Genomic DNA, 21980 nt, shown 5'->3' with positions numbered 1-21980 from the left:
AGCATGTCCGACACACCCCCGCCCCAGCATCTCCTGATCGTCAGCGGCGGGCGCGATCTGCCCGACCGCGCCCGCGACGCCTGGCCGGGACTGCGCACGACCGTCATCTGCCGGCCGGAGGTGGTGCCCCGGCTGCGCAGCCGGGAGAAGATCCAGCGCCTGATCGTGCTCCGCGAGGACGCCCCGGTCCAGGAGTGGGTGGCCGCCGCGCGGTTCGTGCACGCGGTCGACCCGGTCGACCGGCTGACCAACTTCACCGAGAAGGACACCGAGAAGACCGCGGCCATCGGGCTCGACCTCGGCCTCGACTGGCACAGCGCGGACACGGTCCGGGCGGTCGCCGACAAGTACACGATGCGCCGGGTGCTGGCCGAAGCCGGCGTCGGCGAGGTCGTCGCCGAGACCGTCCACGACGTCGAGGGCGTCCTCAAGGTCGCGGAGCGGACCGGCTACCCGCTGATCTGCAAGCCCGTGCGCGGGGTCGCCAGCAAGGGCGTCACCCGTATCGACGGCCCGGCCGACATCCCCCGCGCCCTCGCGTGGGGCGCGGAGGGAGCCGGTGACCTGGACGCTCCGGACCTGCTCGTCGAACAGTTCCTGAGCGGCGACGAGTACAGCGTGGAGTGCGTCAGCGAGGACGGCGAGCATCTGGCCGTGGGCGTGACCCGCAAGATCTCCGAGCACGATCACTTCGTCGAGGTCGGCCACGTCGTCCCGGCCCCCCTTCCCGACGCGGAAGGGCAGCGAATCCGTACCACCGTGACCGACATGCTGACGGCCCTGGGCGTCCGGCGGGGCGTCACCCACACCGAGGTCATCGTGGCGGCGGACGCCGTCCACATCGTGGAGACGCACCTGCGTCCGGCCGGCGACGAGATCCCCGAGCTGTGGGCGCGGGTCAGCGGGGTCGACCTGATCGACGTCGTCGCCCGCCAGGCCGTGGGCATCAAGGTCCTCGACGATCTCCGCGCGACCCTCGCCGCCCCGCACGACGGCCCCGCAGCAGCGGCCATCTGGTACGCCTGCCCGGACGCGGTGGGCGAGATCAAGGAGGTGGCGGGCGAGGAGGAGGCCCGTGCGCTGGAGGGCGTCGTCGATGTCGAGGTGCTGCGCGAACCGGGCAAGCGGCTCAAGGGAGTTACCGGTTCCTTCGCCCGGGGTGCACATGTCTGCGCGGTGGGCACGTCACAGGACGAGGCGTTGCGGCGTGCCCAGGAGGGCGTACGCAAACTGTCGTTCACCGTACGCAGCGACGGCATGGCCGCGCGTCACGAGGCACTCGCCTCGACCGGCTGACCTCGCGTCAGCCGATCCGGACGGCAGTGGTCCGGCGTCCCCGGCGCCGGACCGGTGCCCGCACAACAGAGAGAAGAGAGACGAGAGATGACTGATCAGAGCAGTGAACAGACCGGCGCCGACTACGCGTTCGGGGGTCTGCACCACGTCCAGCTGGCGATCCCGCCGGGCGGCGAGGACCAGTGCCGGGCGTTCTGGGGCGAGGTCCTCGGGATGACCGAGCTGGAGAAGCCCCCGGTCCTCGCCGCCCGCGGCGGGTGCTGGTTCCGTGGCGGCGGCCTGGAGGTCCACCTCGGCGTCGAGAAGGACTTCGCGCCCGCACGCAAGGCGCACCCCGGAATCCTTGTCGAGTCGCTGCGCGGTCTGGCCAAGCGGCTGGAGGAGGGCGGCCACGAGGTGACGTGGGACGACAACTTCCCGGGCCACGACCGCTTCTACGCGTTCGACAAGTTCGGCAACCGGCTGGAGTTCCTGGAGCCGCAGGCCGCTTCCTAGGGCATGTCCGCCAGGGCCGGTGGCTGTTTCACGTGAAACAGCCACCGCCGCCCAGGGCCCGCACGGGGCCGTCCCGTGACACCGCGGAACGGCCCCGTGCAGGCCCCGCCCCGGGCGACCCGGTGGTGTTCCGACCCGTACCACGGCATTTCGAGGAGCCAGCAATGACCGAAGCAGCGGGCAGACCGCCCGCATTCCGCATCGCGGACCTGATCGTGGCCGAGGGCCCGGAGGGCGCGGAGCGCATCCTGATCGCGGGGCTGACCGTCACCGTGGCCGCGGGCGAGATCGTCGCGGTGCTCGCGGACGGCACCGGGTCCGCGGCCGCCCTGATCCAGGTGCTCGCCGGACGACGGCGGGCCCAGTACGGAGCCCTCGACGTCGGCGGGGCGGGGCGGTCCCGCCGGATCAGGCCGTCCCTCCCGGCCGGCGTGAGCGTGGTGGCCGCACACGAGCGCTGTCCGGACGGTTCGGTCCGTGTCCTGGTCGTCGACGCCACCGGGCGGCAGCCCGAGCGGCAGCCCGACGACTTCGGCGCGGAACCTGCGCGCACCGCGGCCCGGCGGGGCGGCGCGGTGCTCCTGGTCACCACCGACGCGGAGGTGGCGGCGTCCGCCGACCGGACCGTGCACCTCAACCGCGCGCCCCGTCCGGAACCCCGCCCGAAGGCGGCGGCGCGCTTCACCACGGAGGCGCTGCGGGAGGCCGCGGCCGGATCGCTGACCGCCGCGGGCGTCGACGCCGAGCGCGCCGCCCTGGTCGCCCGGGTCCTCGTGGACGCCGATGTGCGGGGTCACTTCTCGCACGGTGTCGGCCTGCTGCCGATGTACCTCGACCGGCTGCGCGAGGGAGGCATCGACCCCACCGCAGAGCCGGAGTGGAGCCAGGAGGACGGGCCCGTCGTACGGCTCGACGCCCGGGGCGGGTTCGGACAGGTGGCCGCGGACCTCGCGGCCGGACGGTGCGCGGAGCGGGCCGCCCGCACCGGGCTGGCCGCCGTCGCCGTCCGGGGCAACAACCACGTGGGCATGCTCGCCGCCTACCGCGGCCACTTCGTCCGCCACGGCGTGGTCGGCCTCGTCCTCAACGTCTCGGGCCCGAGCGTCGCCGCCCCCGGCGCGGGACGCCCGACGCTCGGGAACGACGCCGTGTGCATGGTCGTCCCCCGCGAGGACGGGCCCCCGCTCGTCGTGGACTTCGCCACCGGGACGGTCGCCAGCGGAAAGATCCGGCATGCCGCGCACCGCGGCGAACAGGTCCCCGCGAACTGGCTGGTGGACCGCGAGGGCCGCCCCACCACCGATCCGGAGGAACTCGACCGAGGCGGTGCCGTCCCCGTCTTCGGCGGATACAAGGGCCTCGGGGTCGCGGTGATCACCGAGGTGCTGGCCGGAATCCTGGCCGGGGGCACGGTGAGCCCGCTCGTCCACAAGCAGCGTGCCGAGCCCGAGCGGGCGATGGACTGCTCCCAGCTCTTCCTCGCCCTGGCGCCGGACGCGTTCGGCAACCCTCCGGTTGACGAACTCCTCGACGTCCTGTCAGGAGCGGTGGCCGCCGGCTACCCGCAGGGACCGCCCGAGGTCCACCTGCCGGAACAGCAGGAGCGGCTGGCCGAGACCACGGCCGCGGAACACGGCGTCCCGGTACCGGCGTCGGTCGTCGAACAGCTCGGCTGGGGCACCACCCGGACCACCCCCGCCACGGCAGGAGGAGCCGCATGAACACGCCACTCGGTGTGGGCGTCGTCGGATTCGGCATCGCCGCCCAGCAGCACGCCACCGCACTGGAGCAACTGCCGGAGGCGGGGATCGTGTCCGTCCTGGAGCAGGACCCCACGGTCGACACCGGCAGTCACCACCGGGCCGGTTCCTGGGAAGAACTGCTCGACGACCCGTGCGTCGACCTGGTCGCCCTGTGCGTCCCGCCCGGCGGGCGCGCGCGGATGGCGGTCCAGGCGCTGGAGGCGGGCAAGGCCGTCCTGCTGGAGAAGCCGCCCGCCGTCTCCGTGGGCGAGATCGACAGCGTCGCGGCCGCCGCACGGCGGACCGGGCTGCCGGTCGGCGTCATGCTCCAGCACCGGATGCGCCTGCCGGAGGCGGCCCTCGCCGCCACCTGGTCGGCGTCCTCCGTCACCGCGGTCCTCGAGGTGTCGCGGTTCCGGCCACCGGCCCACTACCGGCGTGCCGGGTGGCGCAGCGATCCCACCGTGGCGCTGGGCGGGATCTCCGCCCATCTGGGGGTCCACTACCTCGACCTGGCGTGTCAGCTGCTCGGGGAGCCGGAGTCGGTACGCCTGACGCCGACCAGGGAGGTCGCCGCGGGCATCGACACCCGCGTCACGGGAATGGTCGCCTTCCGGTCCGGGGCCACCCTCGCGTTCACCGTGACGGCCGAGTCGGTGGTCCGTACCGAACGGCTCCAGATCCTCGGGCCCGACGGAGGGTTCAACATCACCGACGGCACGGTGATGACCCAGATCGGCGGCATGGAGCAGACCTGGCCCACGGTGCCGACCTCACACCTGCGCACCGAGGTCTACCGGGAGATGGCCGAGGCGGTGGCGACGGGGCGTCCCCCGGTGCGCTGCCATCTCGACGGCGCCCGTGCGGTGACCGAGATCCTCTCGTCGATCGCCACCGCCGCAGCGGCGGTGGCCGCGTGAATCCGCTGACCGGTGTCTCCTCCGGCTCCGCGCCGCGCCTCGGAGCCGCGGCCCTGGCCGGCCTCGTCCTCTCGTCCGGCGGCACAGCCGTCGATGTCAGGGAGGGCAAGGGCCACGCCTGGGAGGACGGAGGGCTCGACGCTCTGCGCACCGCGGGGGCCGAGGTCTGCTTCGTCGGCGTCTCCACCGTGCTGGGCTCGGATGAGCATCCGCCCGGCTCCGTCGACGGACTGCGCACGCCGGAGCGGGGCCTGCCGGTGAAGGTCTTCGCGGCCGCCGGGTGCACCGCCCCCGACCGGTTCGCCCTGACGCTCGCGCAGATCGCGGCGCTGGCCGCCCGGGTCGGCGACAGCTCCCTCGTCCTGGTGGAGACCCACCACGGATACGCGCCCGTGGCCGAGCTCGACGAGCTGTGCCGGCGCGCGGGCACCTCGGTCCTGCTCGACACGATGGGCCTCGCCCGGATCGACGGCGATCCCGTCGCGGCGGCGGCCCGGCTCGCGCCCTGGATCTCCTACGCCCAGGTCAAGGGGTTCGACTGGGACGAGCCCGCCACCTCGCGGCACCGGCCGCTCGCCTCCGCCCGGCCCGAGCTGACCCGGAAGGTCCTCGACGCGGCGGGTGAACTGCGCGCGGTGACCGTCGAGTCGAAGGCACCCGCCCTCACCGAGGACCTGGCCCTCCTGCGCGAGTGGTACCCGCCGGACCCGCCCCTTCCCCAGGACCTGAGCGAGGAGACCCCTTCGTGAGACTCGCCGTCATCAACGACGAACTGTCCCAGGACATCGAGCAGGCGGCGGCCACGACGTCCCGCCTCGGCTTCGACGGACTGGAGATCCGCTCCAGCAACGGTGTGGCGCCGCATCGCATGGACGACGCCGCCCTGACCGGGATACGGGCGACCGTGGCCCGGCACGGACTACGGGTGGCCGGATTCGACCCTCCGGCGCTGAAGTGCGAACTGCCCCGCACCGCCGCCGAGACGGACTCCGTCCGCGCGCTGGTCACGGACTCCGTGCGCCGGGCCGAGCTGCTCGGGGCACCGTTCGTCCGCATCTTCACCTTCTACCGGCAGGGCGATCCGGACCCGCGCAAGGCCGCCGCCGCTGCCCGGGAGGTCCTGGACGGCGTCCCCTTCGGACGCGTACCCCTGCTCGTGGAGACGGGCATGCGGACCAACAGCCCGACCATGCGCCACACCCTGGAGTTCCTGGACGCGCTGGGCGACGACCGGCTCGGCGTCCTGTGGGATCCGGGCAACAGCGTCTTCAGTGGCTGGGACCCGGCACCGTTCCCGCAGGACTACGCGCTCGGCCGCGAACGCATCCGGCACGTCCATGTGAAGGACCCGGACGGCCGACGGGCCTACGTCCGCCTCGGTGACGGGGACCTCCCCTGGCCCGCGATCATCGCCCGGCTGGCCGAGGACGGATACCAGGAATGGATCTCCCTGGAGACGCACTGGCGCATCGGCCGGGTGCTGAACCAGGCGCAGCGGGACGAGCCGTGGGGCGAGGAGTTCACCTCCGGCGGATTCGAGGCCAGCAGCATCTGCATGCGACTGCTCCGCGAGATGACGCGGGCAACGGGCGAGGACGCCGTCCCCGCCGTCCCCGACGCGCACACGGTGGAGGCCGGCGCATGAGCGACTCACCCGTGATCCTGCTCGGGGGCCAGCGCTGTGGCACCACCGCCCTCGCCTACGCGCTGAATCTGGCCTTCCACGACGCGGGCGGCCACTTCACCGTCAACGGCAAACTCCCCTATCTGCTGCACCGCTGGCTGAACCGGCAGGACCTGGCGGACCGCCATCTGCGCACGGACGAGATCCTGCACGCCCTGGACCGCCGTCCGCCGGACGGCTCGGGAGTCGAACGCTGGCGCGCCCGGGTGGAACAGAGCCTGCGGACCGCCGCCAGAGAGGTCGCGGAGGGCTCGTGGGGGGACGATCCGGTGGAGCTGGCACGGCGGATACTGGCCGACACCCAGGGCGAACTGCCGTACTGCGGAGACAAGTACAACGAGTACCTGCTGCATCTGCCCTGGTTCGGTGAGGTGCTGCCGAACGCCCGCTACGTGATGCTGGTGCGCCACCCGGCGGAGGCGGCCCGCTCGATGCTGCGCTGGAAGGGTGACCGGCCCTACGTGCCCCTCACGGAGGGGGCCGCCCTCGCCAAGTGGACGGCCTGGAACAGGCACTGGCTCGACTTCGCACCGGCCGTACCGGCCGGGAACGCCCTGGTCGTCGAGTACCACGCACTGTGCCGGGGCGAGGAGACCGAACGCCTGTCACGGTTCACCGGACTCGACCTCGCTCCGTACCTCGCCGGGCTGAAGCCCCGCTCCCCGGCGGCGGAGACCGGTGACGCGCTCCCGGCGGACACCGCCTCCGTGTGGGAGGCGCTGCGTCACTCCACGCTTCCCGTACCCGCCCGCACCTGATCCGCCGAACCCCTACCGAAGGTGATTCCCTTGCCCGCAACCCGCGTTCTCGTCGTCGGCGGAAAGGCCGGCATCGTCCGCAAGGCCGCAGCGCTCGGTCTCGAGGTGGTGCACATCCAGAAGCCGTCCGCGTTCGACCCGGATGTGGTCGAGCACTGCTCCCAGCTGCTGCTCATCGACTACCAGGACGTTCCCACCGTCACGGCCCTGGTGCGCGCCCTGCACGCACAGCGGCCGTTCGCCCGGGTCTTCACCCAGACCGAGGCGGCCCAGGTGGTGGCGGGCCATCTCACCGACGCGCTCGGACTGCCCGGAAACGGCGAGCGGACCACCCGGCTGCTGCACGACAAGCCCGCCCTGCGCGCCCTGCTGAACGAACAGGGCATCGGACCGGTGCGGACGGTGACCCGGCCGACCGCCGCCGAGTTGCGCGACTTCGTGAAGGCGGCGGGTTCTGCCGTGCTCAAGCCGACCATGGGCTCCGGCAGCCTGGGCGTCCGCCGGATCGCGTCCGTCGACGAGGTCGACGAGGCGTGGGCGTGGCGCGAGGCGTTCGGCCTCGACGACTTCATGGCGGAGGAGTGGCTGACCGGCGAGGAACTCAGCGTCGAGACGTTCTCCCGGGCCGGGGCGCACACCGTCGTCGCGGTCACCGGCAAGGAGACCGGGCAGGGCGTGGTGGAGCTCGGTCACGTGGTGCCCGCGCCCCTGGACGGAGCCGAACGGCAGGCCGTTGTCTCGACGGTCGAAGCCCTGCTGGACGCCGTGGGTCTCGTCGACGGGCCGGCGCACACCGAACTGATCCTCACCGCCGCCGGTCCCCGCGTCATCGAGTCGCACAGCCGCCGCGGCGGGGACCGCATCAACGAACTGGTCCGCCTGGTCCACGGCGTCGACCTGGAGGAGGCCGCCTACCGGCTCGCCCTGGACGGCGACCCGCTGCCGCAGCGGGCCGAGCCGACGAGCGCGGCCGCCATCCGCTTCCTCGTCGCCGCCCCGGGAACCGTCACCTCGGTGACGGGCGCGGCGGAGGCCGAGGCGATGGACGGAGTCGTCCAGGTCGACGTCCAGGTCGAGCCCGGGGACACGGTGCACGAACTGCGCTGGTCGGAGGACCGCTGCGGCCATGTCGTGGTCCGCGCGGCCGACGCGGAGGCCGCCGTGCGGCTCGCCGCGGAGGCCGCGGCCCGCATCGTGATCACCACGGAGCCGGTCACCGGCGACGACGGCGGGTCCGCCACCCTCGGCACGCTCCTCGACGAAGTGGACGAGGTCCTCGACCCGTTCGGTGCGGCGTCCCGCTGACCGGCCGCGTCCCGCCGCACCCCAAGAGCCCCGCCCGGCCCCCACAGGTGGCCGCCGCGAACGTCCGCAAGGAGTAGAACTGCGATGAACACGACACCCCCAGACGGCGGCAAGCAGGTCTCCGTCGTGGTCGCCACCCGGAACCGCCCCGCCGACATCGACGCACTGCTGACCGCGATCGCGGCATGCGACACGGGCATCGTCCACGAGGTGATCCTGGTCGACGACGCCTCGGAGACCCCGCTGCGCGTCGACGAGTCGGCCCACCGCTTCCCCATCCGCCTGCTGCGCCACGAACGGCGCCGCGGTGCGGCGGCCGGCCGCAACCTCGCGGGCCAGGAGGCCACCGGCGACGTCCTGGCGTTCCTCGACGACGACGCCCGGCCCCTCCCCGACTGGTTCGACGTCCTCGACACGGCGCTCACCCCGGAGCGGGCGGCGATCACCGGCCGGGTGCTGCCGTTCGACAGCAGCGTGGTCGCACGCGCCCGCCAGTACCGCTACGAGGTCCGCTACGCACAGCACGTCCCCGGCAGCGAGGTCACGTTCTTCGCGGGCGGCAACTCGGCGGTCTGGACGGCTGCGTTCCGCGCCGCCGAGGGGTTCCCCGACCAGGTCACCGCGAGCGACAACGGCCTCGTGGAACGGCTCGCCGAGTCCGGCGGCCGGGTGCACTTCGTGCCGGGGCTCCGGGTGGCCCACCGCAACAGCAAGGGCGCCGGAATCGCGCTGCGTGAGGCCTGGCGCGCGGGTCGGCTGGCCCCGCGCAGCGCGCCCGCGTCGGCGCTGCGCAGGTTCGCGGCCAGCGCCCGGTCCCAGCCCTGGTCGGACGACCCGGCGGCGGCCGGTCTCAACCTGGGTCTCCAGGCGGCGAACTCACTGGCCACCGCCCTGCCGGCGGCCTGAGCGATGGCGGGTACGGAGGCAGTGCGGGCGGACGCGGGAGCCACGCTCTCCCATCTGGACGTTCTGGAGTCGGAGGCGGTGCACATCTTCCGTGAGGTGGCGGGAGAGTTCGAACGGCCGGTGATCCTCTTCTCCGGCGGCAAGGACTCGATCCTGATGCTGCATCTGGCGCTGAAGGCGTTCGCGCCCGCGCCGGTGCCGTTCACGCTGCTGCACGTGGACACCGGGCACAACTTCCCCGAGGTGCTGGAGTACCGCGACCGCACGGTCGCCGAGCACGGGCTGCGACTGCACGTCGCCTCCGTCCAGGAGTACATCGACGCCGGAAAGCTCCGCGAGCGCCCCGACGGCACCCGCAACCCGCTGCAGACCGTGCCGCTGACCGAGGCGATCCAGCAGCACCGCTTCGACGCGGTGTTCGGCGGCGGCCGCCGCGACGAGGAGAAGGCACGGGCCAAGGAGCGGGTCTTCTCGCTGCGCGACGAGTTCTCCCAGTGGGACCCGCGCCGCCAGCGCCCCGAGCTGTGGCAGCTGTACAACGGCCGGCACGCCGCGGGCGAGCACGTCCGGGTGTTCCCGATCTCCAACTGGACCGAGCTGGACGTGTGGCAGTACATCGAGCGCGAGGGCATCGAGCTCCCGCAGATCTACTTCGCCCACGAGCGCGAGGTGTTCAGCCGCTCCGGCATGTGGCTGACCGCGGGCGACTGGGGCGGTCCCAAGGAGCACGAGCGGACCGAGACCCGCCAGGTCCGCTACCGCACCGTCGGTGACATGTCCTGCACCGGCGCCGTCGACTCCGACGCCACCACACTGGCCGCCGTGATCACCGAGATCGCCGCCTCCCGGCTCAGCGAGCGGGGCGCGACCCGCGCCGACGACAAGATGTCCGAGGCCGCGATGGAAGACCGCAAGCGCGAGGGGTACTTCTAGAGATGACCGAGACGATTCAGCGGCCCGGCGTCGGACCGTCGGCGGCCCTGTTGCGCTTCGCCACCGCGGGCTCCGTCGACGACGGGAAGTCGACGCTGGTCGGCCGGTTGCTGCACGACTCCAAGTCGGTTCTGACCGACCAGCTGGGGGCGGTCGAGGACGCGTCCCGCAAGCGCGGCCAGGAAGCACCTGACCTGGCGCTGCTGACCGACGGGCTGCGGGCCGAGCGTGAGCAGGGCATCACGATCGATGTCGCCTACCGCTACTTCGCCACCGCCCGGCGCCGGTTCATCCTGGCCGACACCCCGGGCCATGTGCAGTACACCCGCAACATGGTCACCGGCGCCTCCACCGCCGAGCTGGCCGTGGTGCTGGTCGACGCCCGCAACGGGGTCGTCGAGCAGACCCGCAGGCACGCCGCCGTCGCCGCCCTGCTCCGCGTCCCGCACGTGGTGCTGGCCGTGAACAAGATGGACCTGGTCGACTACGCGGAACCGGTGTTTGCCGCCATCGCGCAGGAGTTCACCGCCTACGCGGCATCCCTCGGCGTCCCGGAGATCACCGCCATCCCGATCTCCGCGCTGACCGGCGACAACGTCGTGGAGCCGTCCTCCCACATGGACTGGTACGGCGGCCCGACCGTTCTGGAGCACCTGGAGACCGTCCCGGTCAGCCACGACCTCACCGGCTGCCACGCCCGCTTCCCCGTCCAGTACGTGATCCGGCCGCAGACCCCGCAGCACCGCGACTACCGGGGCTACGCCGGCCAGATCGCCGCCGGAGCGTTCCGGGTCGGCGAGCCCGTCACCGTACTGCCCTCCGGCCGTACCTCGACGATCGCCGCGATCGACCTCCTCGGCACCAGCGTCGACACCGCCTGGGCCCCCCAGTCGGTCACCATCCGCCTCACCGACGACGTCGACATCTCACGCGGCGACCTCATCGCACCCTCCGACGACGCCCCCGCCGTCACCCAGGACGTCGAAGCGACCGTCTGCCACGTCGCGGACCGGCCCCTCACCGTGGGCCAGCGGGTACTCATCAAGCACACCACCCGCACCGTCAAGGCGATAGTCAAGGACATCCCCTCACGCCTCACGCTGGACGACCTCTCCCAGCACCCGGCCCCGGGCCGGCTCGCCGCCAACGACATCGGCCGGGTCATCGTCCGCACCGCCGGGCCACTCGCGCTCGACGCGTACGCCGACTCCCGCCGCACCGGTTCCTTCCTGCTGATCGACCCCGCCGACGGCGCCACCCTGTCGGCCGGCATGGCGGGCGCCTCCTTCGCCGCCGCGGCCACCGACGCGCCCGAAGCCGACGACGAGGGCTGGGACTTCTGAGATGACGGCGCACACCACGGCCGTCGAGGTCCACGGCGTCACGAAGCGGTACGGCACGGGTCCGGCCCGTCGCGTCGTGCTGGAGGATGTCGATCTGCGGCTCGCGAAGGGCGAGTTCGTGTGCGTCGTCGGTGCCTCCGGTTCGGGCAAGTCGACCCTGCTCCATCTGGTCGCCGGGCTGGATACGGCGAGCGCGGGGAGGATCTCCGTCACGGGCGGACGTCCCGCCGTGATGTTCCAGGACCACGCCCTGTTCCCGTGGCTCACGGCGGGCCGGAACGTCGAACTGGCACTCCGCCTCGCCGGTGTCTCCCCGGTCTCCCGCCGCGACCGGGCCCGGAGCCTCCTCACCCTGATGGGGCTCCCCGAGAGCTACGGGCAGCGGGTGCACGAGCTGTCCGGCGGCATGCGCCAACGGGTCGCCCTGGCCCGTGCCCTGGCACAGGGCGCGGACGTCCTGCTGATGGACGAGCCGTTCGCGGCACTCGACACCGCGACCCGGGGGGCGCTGCACGGCGAGCTCGTCCGCGTCTGTGCGGAACGGGGGGCGACGGTGCTCTTCGTGACCCATGACGTCAGGGAGGCGGTGGCGCTGGGGGACCGCGTGGTGCTGATGGGGTCGGGGCCCGGCCGGGTGGTGGCCGAGTGGTCCGTCGGACGCCGGTCACGGGACGCCGACGCCCCGGACGCGGCCCGTCTCGTCGACGAGATCACGGCCCGGCTCAGCGAGGAGGCCGACCGCCGTGCACGCTGTTGACAGCGCGGCCCGCCCGGCGGACGCGCTGCCCGGCGGGGACGTCCGCCGAGTCCTCACCGGAGCACCGGTGAGACGCGTCGTGGCCCGCACCTGGCCCGGCTGCTCCGCGGTCCTGCTGGTGGTGGGTGTCTGGCAGCTGGTCCACCTGCTCGGCCTGTCGCCGGTGCTGCCCGCACCGGCCGCGGTCCTGCGCGATCTGTCCGACGCCTGGTCCGCCGGGGCGCTCGGCCCCGGACTGCTGCACAGCCTGGGCCGCTGCCTCGCGGGGTTCGCGGCGTCCGCGGCGGTGGGTGTGCCCCTCGGCCTGCTGCTGCACCGGTTCGGGTTCATCCGGGGGCCTCTCGGCCCCATGCTGAGTGCCTTCCAGTCACTTCCGGCGGCGGTCCTGGTGCCCATCGCCGTGATCTGCCTCGGCACCTCGCAGGCCGCGGTCTACCTGGTGGTGCTCCTCGGCGCCGTTCCCTCGGTGGCGACCGGGGTCCTCACCGCGCTGGACCAGGTGCCACCGCTCCTGGTGCGGGCGGGCCGGGCCATGGGGGCGACGGGAGCGGCCGGGGTGCGCCACGTCCTGCTTCCGGCCGCCCTGCCCGGTGTGGTGGCCGCGCTCCGGCAGGGCTGGGCGTTCGGCTGGCGGGCCCTGATGACGGCGGAGCTCATGGCGTCCACCCCGTTGCCCGGCCTCGGCCAGGTGCTCGACGCCGGACGGCGCAGCGGCCGCCTGAGCCCGGTACTGGCCGCCGCCCTGGTGATCCTGGCCGTCGGGGTGGTGGTCGAGACGGGTGTCTTCGGACCGGTACAGCGCCGGGTGCTGCGCGCCCGCGGCCTGCCCGCCGCGAACGAGAGGCCCTAGCTCTCACCCGTACGAACGAGAGGCCCTGGCTCTCAGCCGTACATCCGGCGCATCGCGAAGTCGACCATCTGCTCCACGGCCTTGGCGTCGAAGACCATGCGGTGCTCGCCCTCCATGTCCAGGACGAAGCCGTAGCCGGTGGGCAGCAGGTCGATCACCTCGGCACCGGTGATCACGAAGTACTTGGACTCCTTGCCCGCGTAGAGCCGCAGCTCCTTGAGCGTGGTGAACATCGGGATGACCGGCTGCTGGGTGTTGTGGAGCGCGAGGAAACCCGGGTTGTCACCGCGCGGGCAGTAGACCTTCGACGTCGCGAAGATCTGCTGGAAGTCCTCGGCGGCCAGCGAGCCGGTCGTGAAGGCCCGTACCGCGTCGCCCAGCGAGGGCGGCGAGGGTTCGGGATACAGCGGCTGCTCGCCGTAGCCGCCACCCATCGGCTGCTGTGCGCCCTGATTCTGGTCGTAGCCGTACATGAGGCAAAGAGTAATCGGACACATCTGTGCCTTGAGGGGTTGCGTCTTATTACTGACGGGTAGCATCATCGTAGGGGTCAGCTGATAAGTCCGGGCCACCCCTCCACGGGGCGCTGCGCGCCACTGCTATTGATTACGGAGCCTTCCCATGGGGCACTACAAGTCGAATCTCCGCGACATCGAGTTCAACCTCTTCGAGGTCCTCGGGCGCGACAAGCTGTACGGCACCGGACCGTTCGCGGAGATGGACGTCGAGACCGCGAAGAGCATCCTCGACGAGGTCACCCGCCTCGCGGAGAACGAGCTCGCCGACTCCTACGCCGACGCCGACCGCAACCCCCCGGTCTTCGACCCGGAGACCAACACCGCACCGGTCCCGGACACCTTCAAGAAGTCCTACCAGGCCTTCATGGACTCCGAGTACTGGCGCCTGGGCCTCCCCGAGGAGATCGGCGGCACCACCGCCCCGCGCTCCCTGATCTGGGGCTACGCGGAGCTGCTGCTCGGCGCCAACCCGGCCGTGTGGATGTACTCCTCCGGCCCGGCCTTCGCCGGCATCCTCTTCGACGAGGGCAACGACGCGCAGAAGAAGATCGCCGAGATCGCCGTCGAGAAGCAGTGGGGCTCGACGATGGTGCTGACCGAGCCGGACGCCGGCTCCGACGTCGGCGCCGGCCGCACGAAGGCCGTCGAGCAGGAGGACGGCTCCTGGCACATCGAGGGTGTGAAGCGCTTCATCACCTCGGGCGAGCACGACATGTCCGAGAACATCATCCACTACGTACTGGCCCGCCCCGAGGGCGCCGGACCGGGCACCAAGGGCCTCTCGCTCTTCATGGTCCCGAAGTTTCACTTCGACTGGACCACCGGCGAACTGGCCGAGCGCAACGGCGTGTACGCGACGAACGTCGAGCACAAGATGGGCCTCAAGGCGTCCAACACCTGCGAGATGACGTTCGGCGACCAGCACCCCGCCAAGGGCTGGCTGATCGGTGACAAGCACGACGGCATCCGCCAGATGTTCCGCATCATCGAGTTCGCCCGCATGATGGTCGGCACGAAGGCCATCGCCGCGCTCTCGACCGGTTACCTGAACGCGCTGGAGTACGCCAAGGAGCGCGTCCAGGGCACCGACCTGTCGCAGTTCATGGACAAGACGGCCCCCAAGGTCACCATCACGCACCACCCCGACGTGCGCCGCTCGCTCATGACGCAGAAGGCGTACGCCGAGGGCATGCGCTCCCTCGTCCTCTACACCGCCTCCGTCCAGGACGCGATCCAGGAGAAGGAGGCCGCGGGCGAGGACGCGAAGGCGCTGCACGGCCTCAACGACCTGCTGCTCCCGATCGTGAAGGGCTACGGCTCCGAGAAGTCGTACGAGCAGCTGGCGCAGTCGCTCCAGACCTTCGGCGGCTCCGGGTACCTCCAGGAGTACCCGATCGAGCAGTACATCCGTGACGCCAAGATCGACACGCTGTACGAGGGCACGACGGCGATCCAGGGCCAGGACTTCTTCTTCCGGAAGATCGTCCGCGACCAGGGCGCCTCGCTCAACACGCTCTCCGAGGAGATCAAGAAGTTCCTCGCGGGCGCCCAGGGCAACGAGGAGCTGTCCGGCGCGCTGGACTCGCTCGCCAAGGCCGCCGTGGACCTGGAGGCGATCGTCGGCACGATGATCACCGACCTCACCGCGACCGGCGAGGACGTGAAGAACATCTACAAGGTGGGCCTGAACACCACCCGCCTGCTGCTGGCCTCCGGTGACGTCGTCGTCGGCTACCTGCTGCTGAAGGGCGCGGCCGTGGCCGCCGAGAAGCTGCCGACCGCCGCCGCCAAGGACGTCGCCTTCTACCGGGGCAAGATCGCCGCCGCGAAGTTCTTCGCCGCGAACGTCCTGCCGGGCGTCGGCGCCGAGCGCGCACTCGCCGAGGCCGTCGACAACTCCCTGATGGAGCTCGACGAGGCCGCGTTCTAGGGCTTCCGCCGCGAAGATCAACACGCACCGTCACCCGGAGACGCTCTCGGGTGGCGGTGCTGTCGTACGGGCCGGGTACGCGGAGCAAAGGTCCGGGAATCCCGCATCCCGCACTTCTGGCGGGTCGAGATGAGCGGCGAGCACGACCGGCTCGCGCTCTCCGTTCCGTACGACATCGATATCGATCCGACAGCGATCGACACGCTCCGGCAGCCGCCGCCCGTGCCTTCCCTATGATCGGAGCCCGATTCCGAGGGGGAGGCCGGCACATGAATCGTCCGGGCGAGCGGTGGTACGTACGGGGCGCGGCGGCCGGGGCGGTGGCGCTGCTCCTCGCGGGCTGCGGCAGCGGGGACGGCGGCGACGGCAAGGGCGGCGCCTCGAAGCCGCTGGGCAGGGCGGCGCTCTCCTCGGTGCTGCCGGACGCGAAGGCCCTGCCGGGCTGGCGGACCGTGATGAAGCCGGAGGCGCAGAAGCCGGTGGCCGAGTACCCGCCGCCGGTCTGCCAGGTGGTGGACAAGAAGAAGCGGCAGGCCACCTGCGGCGAGATCACGTTCTGGGGCGTCTCCTCGTTCGTCCGCAAGCCCGATGTGACCTCGCTGAACTTCTGGGCCCTCGCCTACAAGGACGAGAAGACGGCCGATGCCGCCTACGACGCCCTGAACGCCTATTACGGCGGGGACAGGGTCGGGGTGGGCGCGAAACCCGTCGGAATCGGTGAACCGGGGGCCGAACGCGAGGCCAACCGGGCCGCCACCGGCACCATGGGCGGCCCCGCCACCGTCACCCAGCTCCGCGTCGGCACCCTCGTCCTCGGCATCAGCACCGGGACCCAGGGCAAGGCGTCGGTCCCCGACGGGGAGGTCAAGGCCCTCGCGGCCATGCTCGCCGACCGGGCCCAGCAGGCGCAGGACGGCGAGAAGCCGTCCGCAGCGGTCACCGGATGACGGTTCCGGGTCACCGGCGAGCGACGGTGAGTCACCCCGGGACGACGGTGAAATCTTCGTGTCATGCCTGGTTAGAGTGAATAACATGAGTTCTTCCCTCCGCTTCGACCGCGGGCACACCGACGACCTGATGGCATTCCTGATGGACTGCCCCTCCCCGTACCACGCCGTGGCGACCGCCGCGTCGAGGCTGGAGAAGGCCGGCTTCCGGCAGGTCGCGGAGACGGCGGCCTGGGACGGGACCAGCGGCGGGAAGTACGTGCTGCGCGGCGGCGCGATCGTGGCCTGGTACGTGCCCGAGGGCGCCGAGGCGCACACCCCGTTCCGGATCGCGGGCGCGCACACCGACTCACCGAACCTGCGCGTGAAGCCGCTGCCCGACTCGGGCGCCCACGGCTGGCGGCAGGTCGCCGTGGAGGTCTACGGCGGCACGCTCCTGAACACCTGGCTGGACCGGGACCTCGGTCTCGCCGGCCGCATCTCACTGCGTGACGGCACGCACCGGCTGGTCAACATCGACCGGCCGCTGCTGCGCGTCCCGCAGCTGGCCGTGCACCTGGACCGCAGCGCCAACCCCGACGGGCTCAAGCTCGACCGCCAGAAGCACATGCAGCCGATCTGGGGCCTCGGCGAGGTGGCGGAGGGCGACCTCATCCGGTTCGTCGCCGAGGAGGCGGGCGTCGACGCCGAGGACGTCACCGGCTGGGACCTGATGCCGCACCCCGTCGAGGCGCCGTCCTACCTGGGCCGTGACCGCGAGCTGGTGGCCGGGCCCCGGATGGACAACCTGCTCTCGGTGCACGCGGCGACCGCGGCCCTGGCGGCCGTCGCCGGACAGCCCGACGCGGAGATCCCGTACATCCCGGTGCTGGCCGCCTTCGACCACGAGGAGAACGGCTCGCAGTCCGACACCGGCGCGGACGGACCGCTGCTCGGCACGGTCCTGGAGCGCTCGGTGTTCGCCCGAGGCGGTACGTACGAGGACCGGGCCCGCGCCTTCGCCGGTACCGTCTGCCTCTCCTCCGACACCGGCCACGCGATCCACCCCAACTACGCCGAACGGCACGACCCGACGCACCACCCGGTCGTCAACGGCGGACCGATCCTCAAGACCAACGTGAACATGCGGTACGCGACCGACGGCAGCGGCCGGGCCCTGTTCGCGGCCGCGTGCGAGCAGGCGGGCGTGAAGTGGCAGACGTTCGTCTCCAACAACGCGATGCCGTGCGGCACCACGATCGGCCCGATCACCGCCGCCCGGCACGGCATCCAGACGGTCGACATCGGCGTCGCCATCCTGTCGATGCACAGCGCCCGTGAGCTGTGCGGCGCCGACGACCCGCACCTGCTGGCGACCGCCCTGGCCGCGTTCCTGGCAGGCTGACCGAAACGCCAACCGTCTTCACGGACATGGTCGTTGCCGGGCCGGGTACCCGCTCCGTACACGGCCCGGAGCCTCCGGGGCGTCGAGGAGGCGGAACTCATGGGTCTCGGTGGATGCATCATTCTCATCGGTGCGGGGGCGATCCTCGCCTTCGCGACCGACTGGGAGATGGACAGCGTCAACGTCGACATGGTCGGCTGGATCATGATGATCGTCGGCATCATCGGCGTCTTCGTGTACGCGAGCGTCATGCGGCGCCGCCGCATGGTCGTACCCCCCACCACCACGGTGGTATCCGACGACGAACGCCACCTGTGACCCGGCCGGGTGCGCCCCGCCGGGCGGGCGCACCCCCTCCCCGCACAGGGACGGGGCCGGATATTCTGGGCCCCTGTCCGTGACCCGGCACCGGGCGCGTCACACCCGGAAGGGGAGCCGCTCGTGGAGTTCCGGCTGCTCGGCACGGTCTGCGTCGACACGCTGACCGGGCCGCTGCCACTCGGCCCCGCCAAACGCCGCAGCCTGCTCGCCGCACTGCTGCTGCGCGCCAACACTCCCGTCTCCGTGAGCCGGCTGACGGGCTGCCTGTGGGACGACGCCCCGCCCCTGCACGCCCGTACGGTCATCCAGGGGCACGTGTCCCGGCTGCGCGCCCTGCTGACGGGCGCCGACGCCGAGGCGTACGGGGTCGAGCTGACCACGCTCGGCGACGCGTACCTGCTGCGGGTGCCGGAGACCCTGCTGGACTCCCAGCGCTTCGAGGAACTGCTGATGCTGGCCCGGGAGCAGCGCAGCCCGGCCGACAGCGTGCTGATGCTGAAGGAGGCCCTGTCGCTGTGGGAGGGCCCTGCCCTCACCGGTACGTACCCCAGCGCACCGCTCCAGGCCGCCGCGCAGGCGCTGGAGGAGTCCCGGCTGACGACGGTCGAGCAACTGGCGCACGCCTACGCCGTGCTGGGCGAGCACCACCGAGCGGCGGCGGTGCTGCGGACCGAGGCGGCGGCCCATCCGATGCGGGAGTCGCTGGCGGCGGCCCTGGTGTCGGCGCTGCACGGTTCGGGCCACCAGTCGGAGGCGCTGGACTGCTTCCACCGCACGCGGCGGCTGCTCGCGGACGAGCTGGGCATCGACCCCGGCCGCGAACTGGCGGACGCCTACGCCCGGATCCTGCGCGGCGACCCGCAGCCCGAGCCGGACCGGCCCGGTCACGGTCCGGGCCCCGACTCCGCGACGACCGGGGCCGCGGGCACCGGTACGGCACCGGGCGGCGGATCTGCGGGCGGCGGGCAGGTCGTGGGGCCGGGCATCGGTGCGCCGGGCGGCCCCCGGGCGGGCGAGCCGCATCCCACCGATCTGCTGCCCCGCGCGCCCCGCGGCTTCCAGGGCCGGGCGGCCGAGCTGGCCGCGCTCTCCCGGGCGGCGGCCGGTGAGGCGCCGATCTGCCTGGTCACCGGACCGGCCGGGGTGGGCAAGACCGCGCTGGCCCTGCACTGGGCGCGCCGCGCCCCGGCCGCGTTCCCGGACGGGCGGCTCTTCGCCGATCTGCGCGGGTTCGGCGATACGGGGGAGCCGACACCGCTGGAGGTGCTGCGCGAGTTCCTGCTGGCGCTCGGTGTCGCACCCCGCCGGGTCCCGGAGTCCGTCCAGTCCGCCGCCGCGCTCTTCCGCTCGCTGACCGACCGGCGCAGCCTGCTCGTCGTCCTGGACAACGCCCGCGACTCTGCGCAGGTCAGGCCGCTGCTGCCGGGCGGCGCCGACTGCGTCACGCTGGTCACCAGCAGGCACCGCCTGGACGGCCTCATCGCCTCGGACGCCGCCCGCCCGGTGCCGCTGGACGTGCTCGAACCGCCGGACGGCACCGCGCTGCTCGCCGGGGTGCTGGGCGAGGAGCGGGTGCTCGCGGAACCGGTGGCGGCCCGTCGGCTGGCCGAGCTGTGCGGCGGACTGCCGCTCGCGCTGCGGGTCACGGCCGCCCGGCTGGCGGGGCGCCCGAACCGGACGCTCGCCGGGACCGCCGACGAACTGGCCGACGAGCGCAGCCGGCTGGCCTATCTCGACGTGGAGGACACCGGGGTCTCCGCGGCGCTGCGGCTGACCGTGCAGCAGTTGCCGCCGGACGCCATCCACCACTTCGCCCGGCTCGGCCACCACCCCGGCAGCCACTTCGACCCGTACACCGCCGCCGCGCTGGCCGGCAGCGATCCGGTGGTCGCCGCCGCTGCGCTGGAGCGGCTCGCCGCCGCCCACCTCGTCGGCGAGACGAGTCCGGGGCGCTGGGTGCTGCACGATCTGGTGCGCCTCTACGCCCGGGGCCTCGATCCGGAGTCCGGGCCCGACGCCCTGCTCGGCGTGCTGGACCACTGCATCGCGACCGCGCTGGCCGCCGCCGACACGGCCGAACCGGGCGGCGAGCCCTGCTTCGTCCTGCCGGAGGACTTCCGCAAGCCGGCCGCCGTACGGGACTTCACCGACCGGGCCGAGGCGATGAGCTGGCTGGCCACCGAGCGCGAGGACCTGTCCCTGGCGGCCGCGGCCGCCCGCGGTGCCGGTCTCGACGACCGCGCCTGGCGGATCATCCTGCTCCAGTGGCCGCACGTGGTGTGGCGGGCCCGGGACGGCTGGGCCCCGGCCCTGGGGCTGGCGCTGGACGCGGCGGTCGCGCAGGGCGATCCGTACGCCGAGTCGCGGGTGCGCAATCTGCTGGGCTGGGTGCTGTCGGAGGAGGGCAGGACCGCCGAGGCCGCTGCGCTGCTGGAGCCGTCGCCGGGGCTGGCGCGGCGGGCCGGGGACCGGCTGGGCGAGGCGACGGCGCTGATCAACCTGGCGGTCGTCCAGGCCGAACAGGGCGGTCTGGACCTGGCGCTGGAGGGCTGCGAGCAGGCCGTCGCGCTGGCCAGGCAGGAGTGCGACGCGCACACCGAGATGCTCGCCCTGCAGCACCTGGCCCGGCTGCGGCTCGTGGCCGGCCGGCCGCAGGACGCCCTGGACTGTGCCCGGACCGCGTTCGACCTGGGCCCCGAACACGAGGAGGCCGCGCGCCGCGTGCTCCTGCTGGCCGTCAGCGGCGAGGCGCACCTGGCCCTCGGCACGGAGGACGAAGGCATCCGGCTGCTGGACCTGGCGGCGGCCGAGGCGGAGCGCGCGGGGTACGACGAGGGTGCGGTGCGGGCGCTGGAGGCGCTGCTACGGGTGGCCTCGCGGGCGGAGTACGTACGGCGGCACGAACAGGCGGTACGGCGGCTCACCGACGACGGGTGAGCCCGGCCGGAGTCAGGGCGCCGGCCGCGTCAGCGGGACGTTAGCCGCACGTCAGCGGTACGTGAGCGGTGACCGGAAGACTCATGGCTGTCAGCACGCCGGGCGCGACAGACCACCGCGCCGGGCTCTCGCCTCACCGTCACACACGGGGGAACCATCCATGTCTGTCATCCGGACCCGCGGCCGCGCCGCCGCGCTCGCCGCCACGACCACCGCCGTACTCGCCCTGGCGCTGACCGCCTGCGGGGGCAGTGACAGCGGCACCGGCACCAGGTCCGAGGGCCCGGCGGACACCTCGTTGTCGGCCTCCGCCGCCAAGCCGGCCGCAGGGTCCGCGGACAGCGCCGGGGCCAAGGACAGCTCCGGGGCCAAGACCCCCGTGGCCGCGAAGCGCACCACCGGCACCACCGGCGGAGGCGGCGGAACCGGCGGCAGCACCACCGGCGGCACGTCGAAGGGCAGCACCGGATCCGCGAACGCCCCGCTCTGCACCACCGAGGACGTCAGGATCAGTGCCGCCGCCCAGGACGGCCCGCCCTACACGCACCTCGTCCTGACGGCGAAGAACACCTCGGGCCACGCGTGCGAGATGAAGGGCTTCCCGGAGATCCAGTTCCTGGAGAGCCACAAGCAGAACATCCCGTCGGTGGCCAAGAGCAAGCCGGCGGCCCGCGTCGTGCTCGAAGCGGGCGCACCGGCCTACGCACTGGTGAAGCTGTCCGACGGCGGCGCCGACGAGGACGTGGAGCCCGTGACGGCCTTCGCCGTGTGGCTCCAGGGCGGCAGCGGCCAGGCCACCGTGCGGGCCCCCGGCGCCGGGGGCATCGCCGTCGACCCGGCGAAGTACCGGACGGGGTACTGGACGTACGAGCTGCGCAACGGCGCCGACGACTTCTGAGCCGCCCGCCTGTGCGCCTGCCCCTGTCCCCGTCCGCGTTCCCGTCCCCCGGTACG

20 protein-coding genes are annotated in these 21980 nt (G+C 72.8%); 19 read left to right on the top strand and 1 reads right to left on the bottom strand.

Features of this window, described 5'->3' with window-relative positions; translation table 11 throughout:
• Nucleotides 1–3 precede the first annotated feature (3 nt).
• The 13 genes from EDD93_RS10950 to EDD93_RS10890 all read left to right on the top strand — a co-directional run bounded on the left by EDD93_RS10950 (nt 4) and on the right by EDD93_RS10890 (nt 12989).
• Nucleotides 4–1296 carry an ATP-grasp domain-containing protein gene (locus EDD93_RS10950; RefSeq protein WP_123524967.1) on the top strand — a complete coding sequence of 431 codons (1293 nt, stop codon included), beginning with the start codon at nt 4–6 and terminating at the stop codon, nt 1294–1296.
• A gap of 87 nt (nt 1297–1383) precedes the next feature.
• Nucleotides 1384–1791: a glyoxalase gene (locus tag EDD93_RS10945; RefSeq protein ID WP_123524966.1), complete on the top strand. Its 408-nt coding sequence runs from the start codon at nt 1384–1386 to the stop codon at nt 1789–1791.
• A gap of 164 nt (nt 1792–1955) precedes the next feature.
• The gene (locus tag EDD93_RS10940; protein ID WP_123524965.1) at nt 1956–3512 is read left to right on the top strand and encodes an Ldh family oxidoreductase; all 1557 of its coding nucleotides are present in this window, start codon (nt 1956–1958) and stop codon (nt 3510–3512) included.
• Nucleotides 3509–4453 (top strand): Gfo/Idh/MocA family protein, encoded by a 945-nt coding sequence (locus EDD93_RS10935; protein ID WP_123524964.1) that lies wholly within the window; start codon nt 3509–3511, stop codon nt 4451–4453. The genes EDD93_RS10940 and EDD93_RS10935 overlap by 4 nt, the downstream gene beginning before the upstream one ends.
• Nucleotides 4450–5202 carry a hypothetical protein gene (locus tag EDD93_RS10930; RefSeq protein WP_123524963.1) on the top strand — a complete coding sequence of 251 codons (753 nt, stop codon included), beginning with the start codon at nt 4450–4452 and terminating at the stop codon, nt 5200–5202. Before EDD93_RS10935 ends, EDD93_RS10930 begins: the two co-directional genes overlap by 4 nt.
• Complete coding sequence (locus tag EDD93_RS10925) at nt 5199–6098, top strand: sugar phosphate isomerase/epimerase (protein WP_123524962.1); 900 nt, start codon at nt 5199–5201, stop codon at nt 6096–6098. Before EDD93_RS10930 ends, EDD93_RS10925 begins: the two co-directional genes overlap by 4 nt.
• On the top strand, nt 6095–6895 hold the full coding sequence (locus tag EDD93_RS10920; RefSeq protein WP_123524961.1) for a sulfotransferase: 801 nt from the start codon (nt 6095–6097) through the stop codon (nt 6893–6895). The genes EDD93_RS10925 and EDD93_RS10920 overlap by 4 nt, the downstream gene beginning before the upstream one ends.
• Nucleotides 6896–6925: 30 nt before the next feature.
• Nucleotides 6926–8200, top strand: a complete 1275-nt coding sequence (locus tag EDD93_RS10915) for an ATP-grasp domain-containing protein (RefSeq protein WP_185092269.1) — start codon at nt 6926–6928, stop codon at nt 8198–8200.
• A gap of 84 nt (nt 8201–8284) precedes the next feature.
• Nucleotides 8285–9106, top strand: a complete 822-nt coding sequence (locus tag EDD93_RS10910; RefSeq protein WP_123524960.1) for a glycosyltransferase family 2 protein — start codon at nt 8285–8287, stop codon at nt 9104–9106.
• Between the two features lie 3 nt (nt 9107–9109).
• A complete protein-coding gene (gene cysD / locus EDD93_RS10905; protein WP_123524959.1) occupies nt 9110–10039 on the top strand; it encodes a sulfate adenylyltransferase subunit CysD in 930 nt (309 codons plus the stop codon).
• A gap of 2 nt (nt 10040–10041) precedes the next feature.
• Nucleotides 10042–11382 carry a sulfate adenylyltransferase subunit 1 gene (locus EDD93_RS10900; RefSeq protein WP_123524958.1) on the top strand — a complete coding sequence of 447 codons (1341 nt, stop codon included), beginning with the start codon at nt 10042–10044 and terminating at the stop codon, nt 11380–11382.
• A gap of 1 nt (nt 11383) precedes the next feature.
• A complete protein-coding gene (locus tag EDD93_RS10895; protein ID WP_123524957.1) occupies nt 11384–12139 on the top strand; it encodes an ABC transporter ATP-binding protein in 756 nt (251 codons plus the stop codon).
• On the top strand, nt 12126–12989 hold the full coding sequence (locus tag EDD93_RS10890; RefSeq protein ID WP_123524956.1) for an ABC transporter permease: 864 nt from the start codon (nt 12126–12128) through the stop codon (nt 12987–12989). Before EDD93_RS10895 ends, EDD93_RS10890 begins: the two co-directional genes overlap by 14 nt.
• A gap of 32 nt (nt 12990–13021) precedes the next feature.
• Here the strand turns inward: EDD93_RS10890 and EDD93_RS10885 are convergent, their stop codons facing one another.
• A complete protein-coding gene (locus EDD93_RS10885; RefSeq protein ID WP_018522179.1) occupies nt 13022–13462 on the bottom strand; it encodes an SseB family protein in 441 nt (146 codons plus the stop codon).
• Nucleotides 13463–13610: 148 nt separating this feature from the next.
• Between EDD93_RS10885 and EDD93_RS10880 the strand changes: the two genes are divergently transcribed.
• From EDD93_RS10880 to EDD93_RS10855, 6 genes are all read left to right on the top strand, one after another.
• Nucleotides 13611–15437 carry an acyl-CoA dehydrogenase gene (locus tag EDD93_RS10880; protein WP_123524955.1) on the top strand — a complete coding sequence of 609 codons (1827 nt, stop codon included), beginning with the start codon at nt 13611–13613 and terminating at the stop codon, nt 15435–15437.
• Nucleotides 15438–15706: 269 nt separating this feature from the next.
• Nucleotides 15707–16384 (top strand): hypothetical protein, encoded by a 678-nt coding sequence (locus EDD93_RS10875; RefSeq protein ID WP_123524954.1) that lies wholly within the window; start codon nt 15707–15709, stop codon nt 16382–16384.
• Nucleotides 16385–16469: 85 nt separating this feature from the next.
• Complete coding sequence (locus EDD93_RS10870; protein ID WP_123524953.1) at nt 16470–17768, top strand: M18 family aminopeptidase; 1299 nt, start codon at nt 16470–16472, stop codon at nt 17766–17768.
• Between the two features lie 99 nt (nt 17769–17867).
• Nucleotides 17868–18086: a DUF6458 family protein gene (locus EDD93_RS10865; RefSeq protein ID WP_123527691.1), complete on the top strand. Its 219-nt coding sequence runs from the start codon at nt 17868–17870 to the stop codon at nt 18084–18086.
• 123 nt (nt 18087–18209) lie between these two features.
• Nucleotides 18210–21026 carry a BTAD domain-containing putative transcriptional regulator gene (locus tag EDD93_RS10860; RefSeq protein WP_123524952.1) on the top strand — a complete coding sequence of 939 codons (2817 nt, stop codon included), beginning with the start codon at nt 18210–18212 and terminating at the stop codon, nt 21024–21026.
• A 160-nt stretch (nt 21027–21186) separates the two neighbouring features.
• Nucleotides 21187–21924 (top strand): DUF4232 domain-containing protein, encoded by a 738-nt coding sequence (locus EDD93_RS10855; RefSeq protein ID WP_123524951.1) that lies wholly within the window; start codon nt 21187–21189, stop codon nt 21922–21924.
• Nucleotides 21925–21980: the final 56 nt, after the last annotated feature.

This window comes from Streptomyces sp. 840.1, from assembly GCF_003751445.1.
Lineage (GTDB): Bacteria > Actinomycetota > Actinomycetes > Streptomycetales > Streptomycetaceae > Streptomyces.
Note: the sequence above shows the minus strand (reverse complement) of the source record. Positions and strands in the feature narration are given on the sequence as shown.

Excerpts from the sequence above, each read along its gene's own strand:
- EDD93_RS10910 (WP_123524960.1), top strand. The coding sequence starts at position 8,285 with ATGAACACGACACCCCCAGACGGCGGCAAGCAGGTCTCCGTCGTGGTC.
- EDD93_RS10865 (WP_123527691.1), top strand. The coding sequence starts at position 17,868 with ATGGGTCTCGGTGGATGCATCATTCTCATCGGTGCGGGGGCGATCCTC.
- EDD93_RS10880 (WP_123524955.1), top strand. The coding sequence starts at position 13,611 with ATGGGGCACTACAAGTCGAATCTCCGCGACATCGAGTTCAACCTCTTC.
- EDD93_RS10945 (WP_123524966.1), top strand. The coding sequence starts at position 1,384 with ATGACTGATCAGAGCAGTGAACAGACCGGCGCCGACTACGCGTTCGGG.
- EDD93_RS10950 (WP_123524967.1), top strand. The coding sequence starts at position 4 with ATGTCCGACACACCCCCGCCCCAGCATCTCCTGATCGTCAGCGGCGGG.
- EDD93_RS10875 (WP_123524954.1), top strand. The coding sequence starts at position 15,707 with ATGAATCGTCCGGGCGAGCGGTGGTACGTACGGGGCGCGGCGGCCGGG.
- EDD93_RS10940 (WP_123524965.1), top strand. The coding sequence starts at position 1,956 with ATGACCGAAGCAGCGGGCAGACCGCCCGCATTCCGCATCGCGGACCTG.
- EDD93_RS10870 (WP_123524953.1), top strand. The coding sequence starts at position 16,470 with ATGAGTTCTTCCCTCCGCTTCGACCGCGGGCACACCGACGACCTGATG.
- EDD93_RS10900 (WP_123524958.1), top strand. The coding sequence starts at position 10,042 with ATGACCGAGACGATTCAGCGGCCCGGCGTCGGACCGTCGGCGGCCCTG.
- EDD93_RS10920 (WP_123524961.1), top strand. The coding sequence starts at position 6,095 with ATGAGCGACTCACCCGTGATCCTGCTCGGGGGCCAGCGCTGTGGCACC.
- EDD93_RS10855 (WP_123524951.1), top strand. The coding sequence starts at position 21,187 with ATGTCTGTCATCCGGACCCGCGGCCGCGCCGCCGCGCTCGCCGCCACG.
- EDD93_RS10895 (WP_123524957.1), top strand. The coding sequence starts at position 11,384 with ATGACGGCGCACACCACGGCCGTCGAGGTCCACGGCGTCACGAAGCGG.
- EDD93_RS10885 (WP_018522179.1), bottom strand. The coding sequence starts at position 13,462 with ATGTACGGCTACGACCAGAATCAGGGCGCACAGCAGCCGATGGGTGGC.
- EDD93_RS10935 (WP_123524964.1), top strand. The coding sequence starts at position 3,509 with ATGAACACGCCACTCGGTGTGGGCGTCGTCGGATTCGGCATCGCCGCC.
- cysD (WP_123524959.1), top strand. The coding sequence starts at position 9,110 with ATGGCGGGTACGGAGGCAGTGCGGGCGGACGCGGGAGCCACGCTCTCC.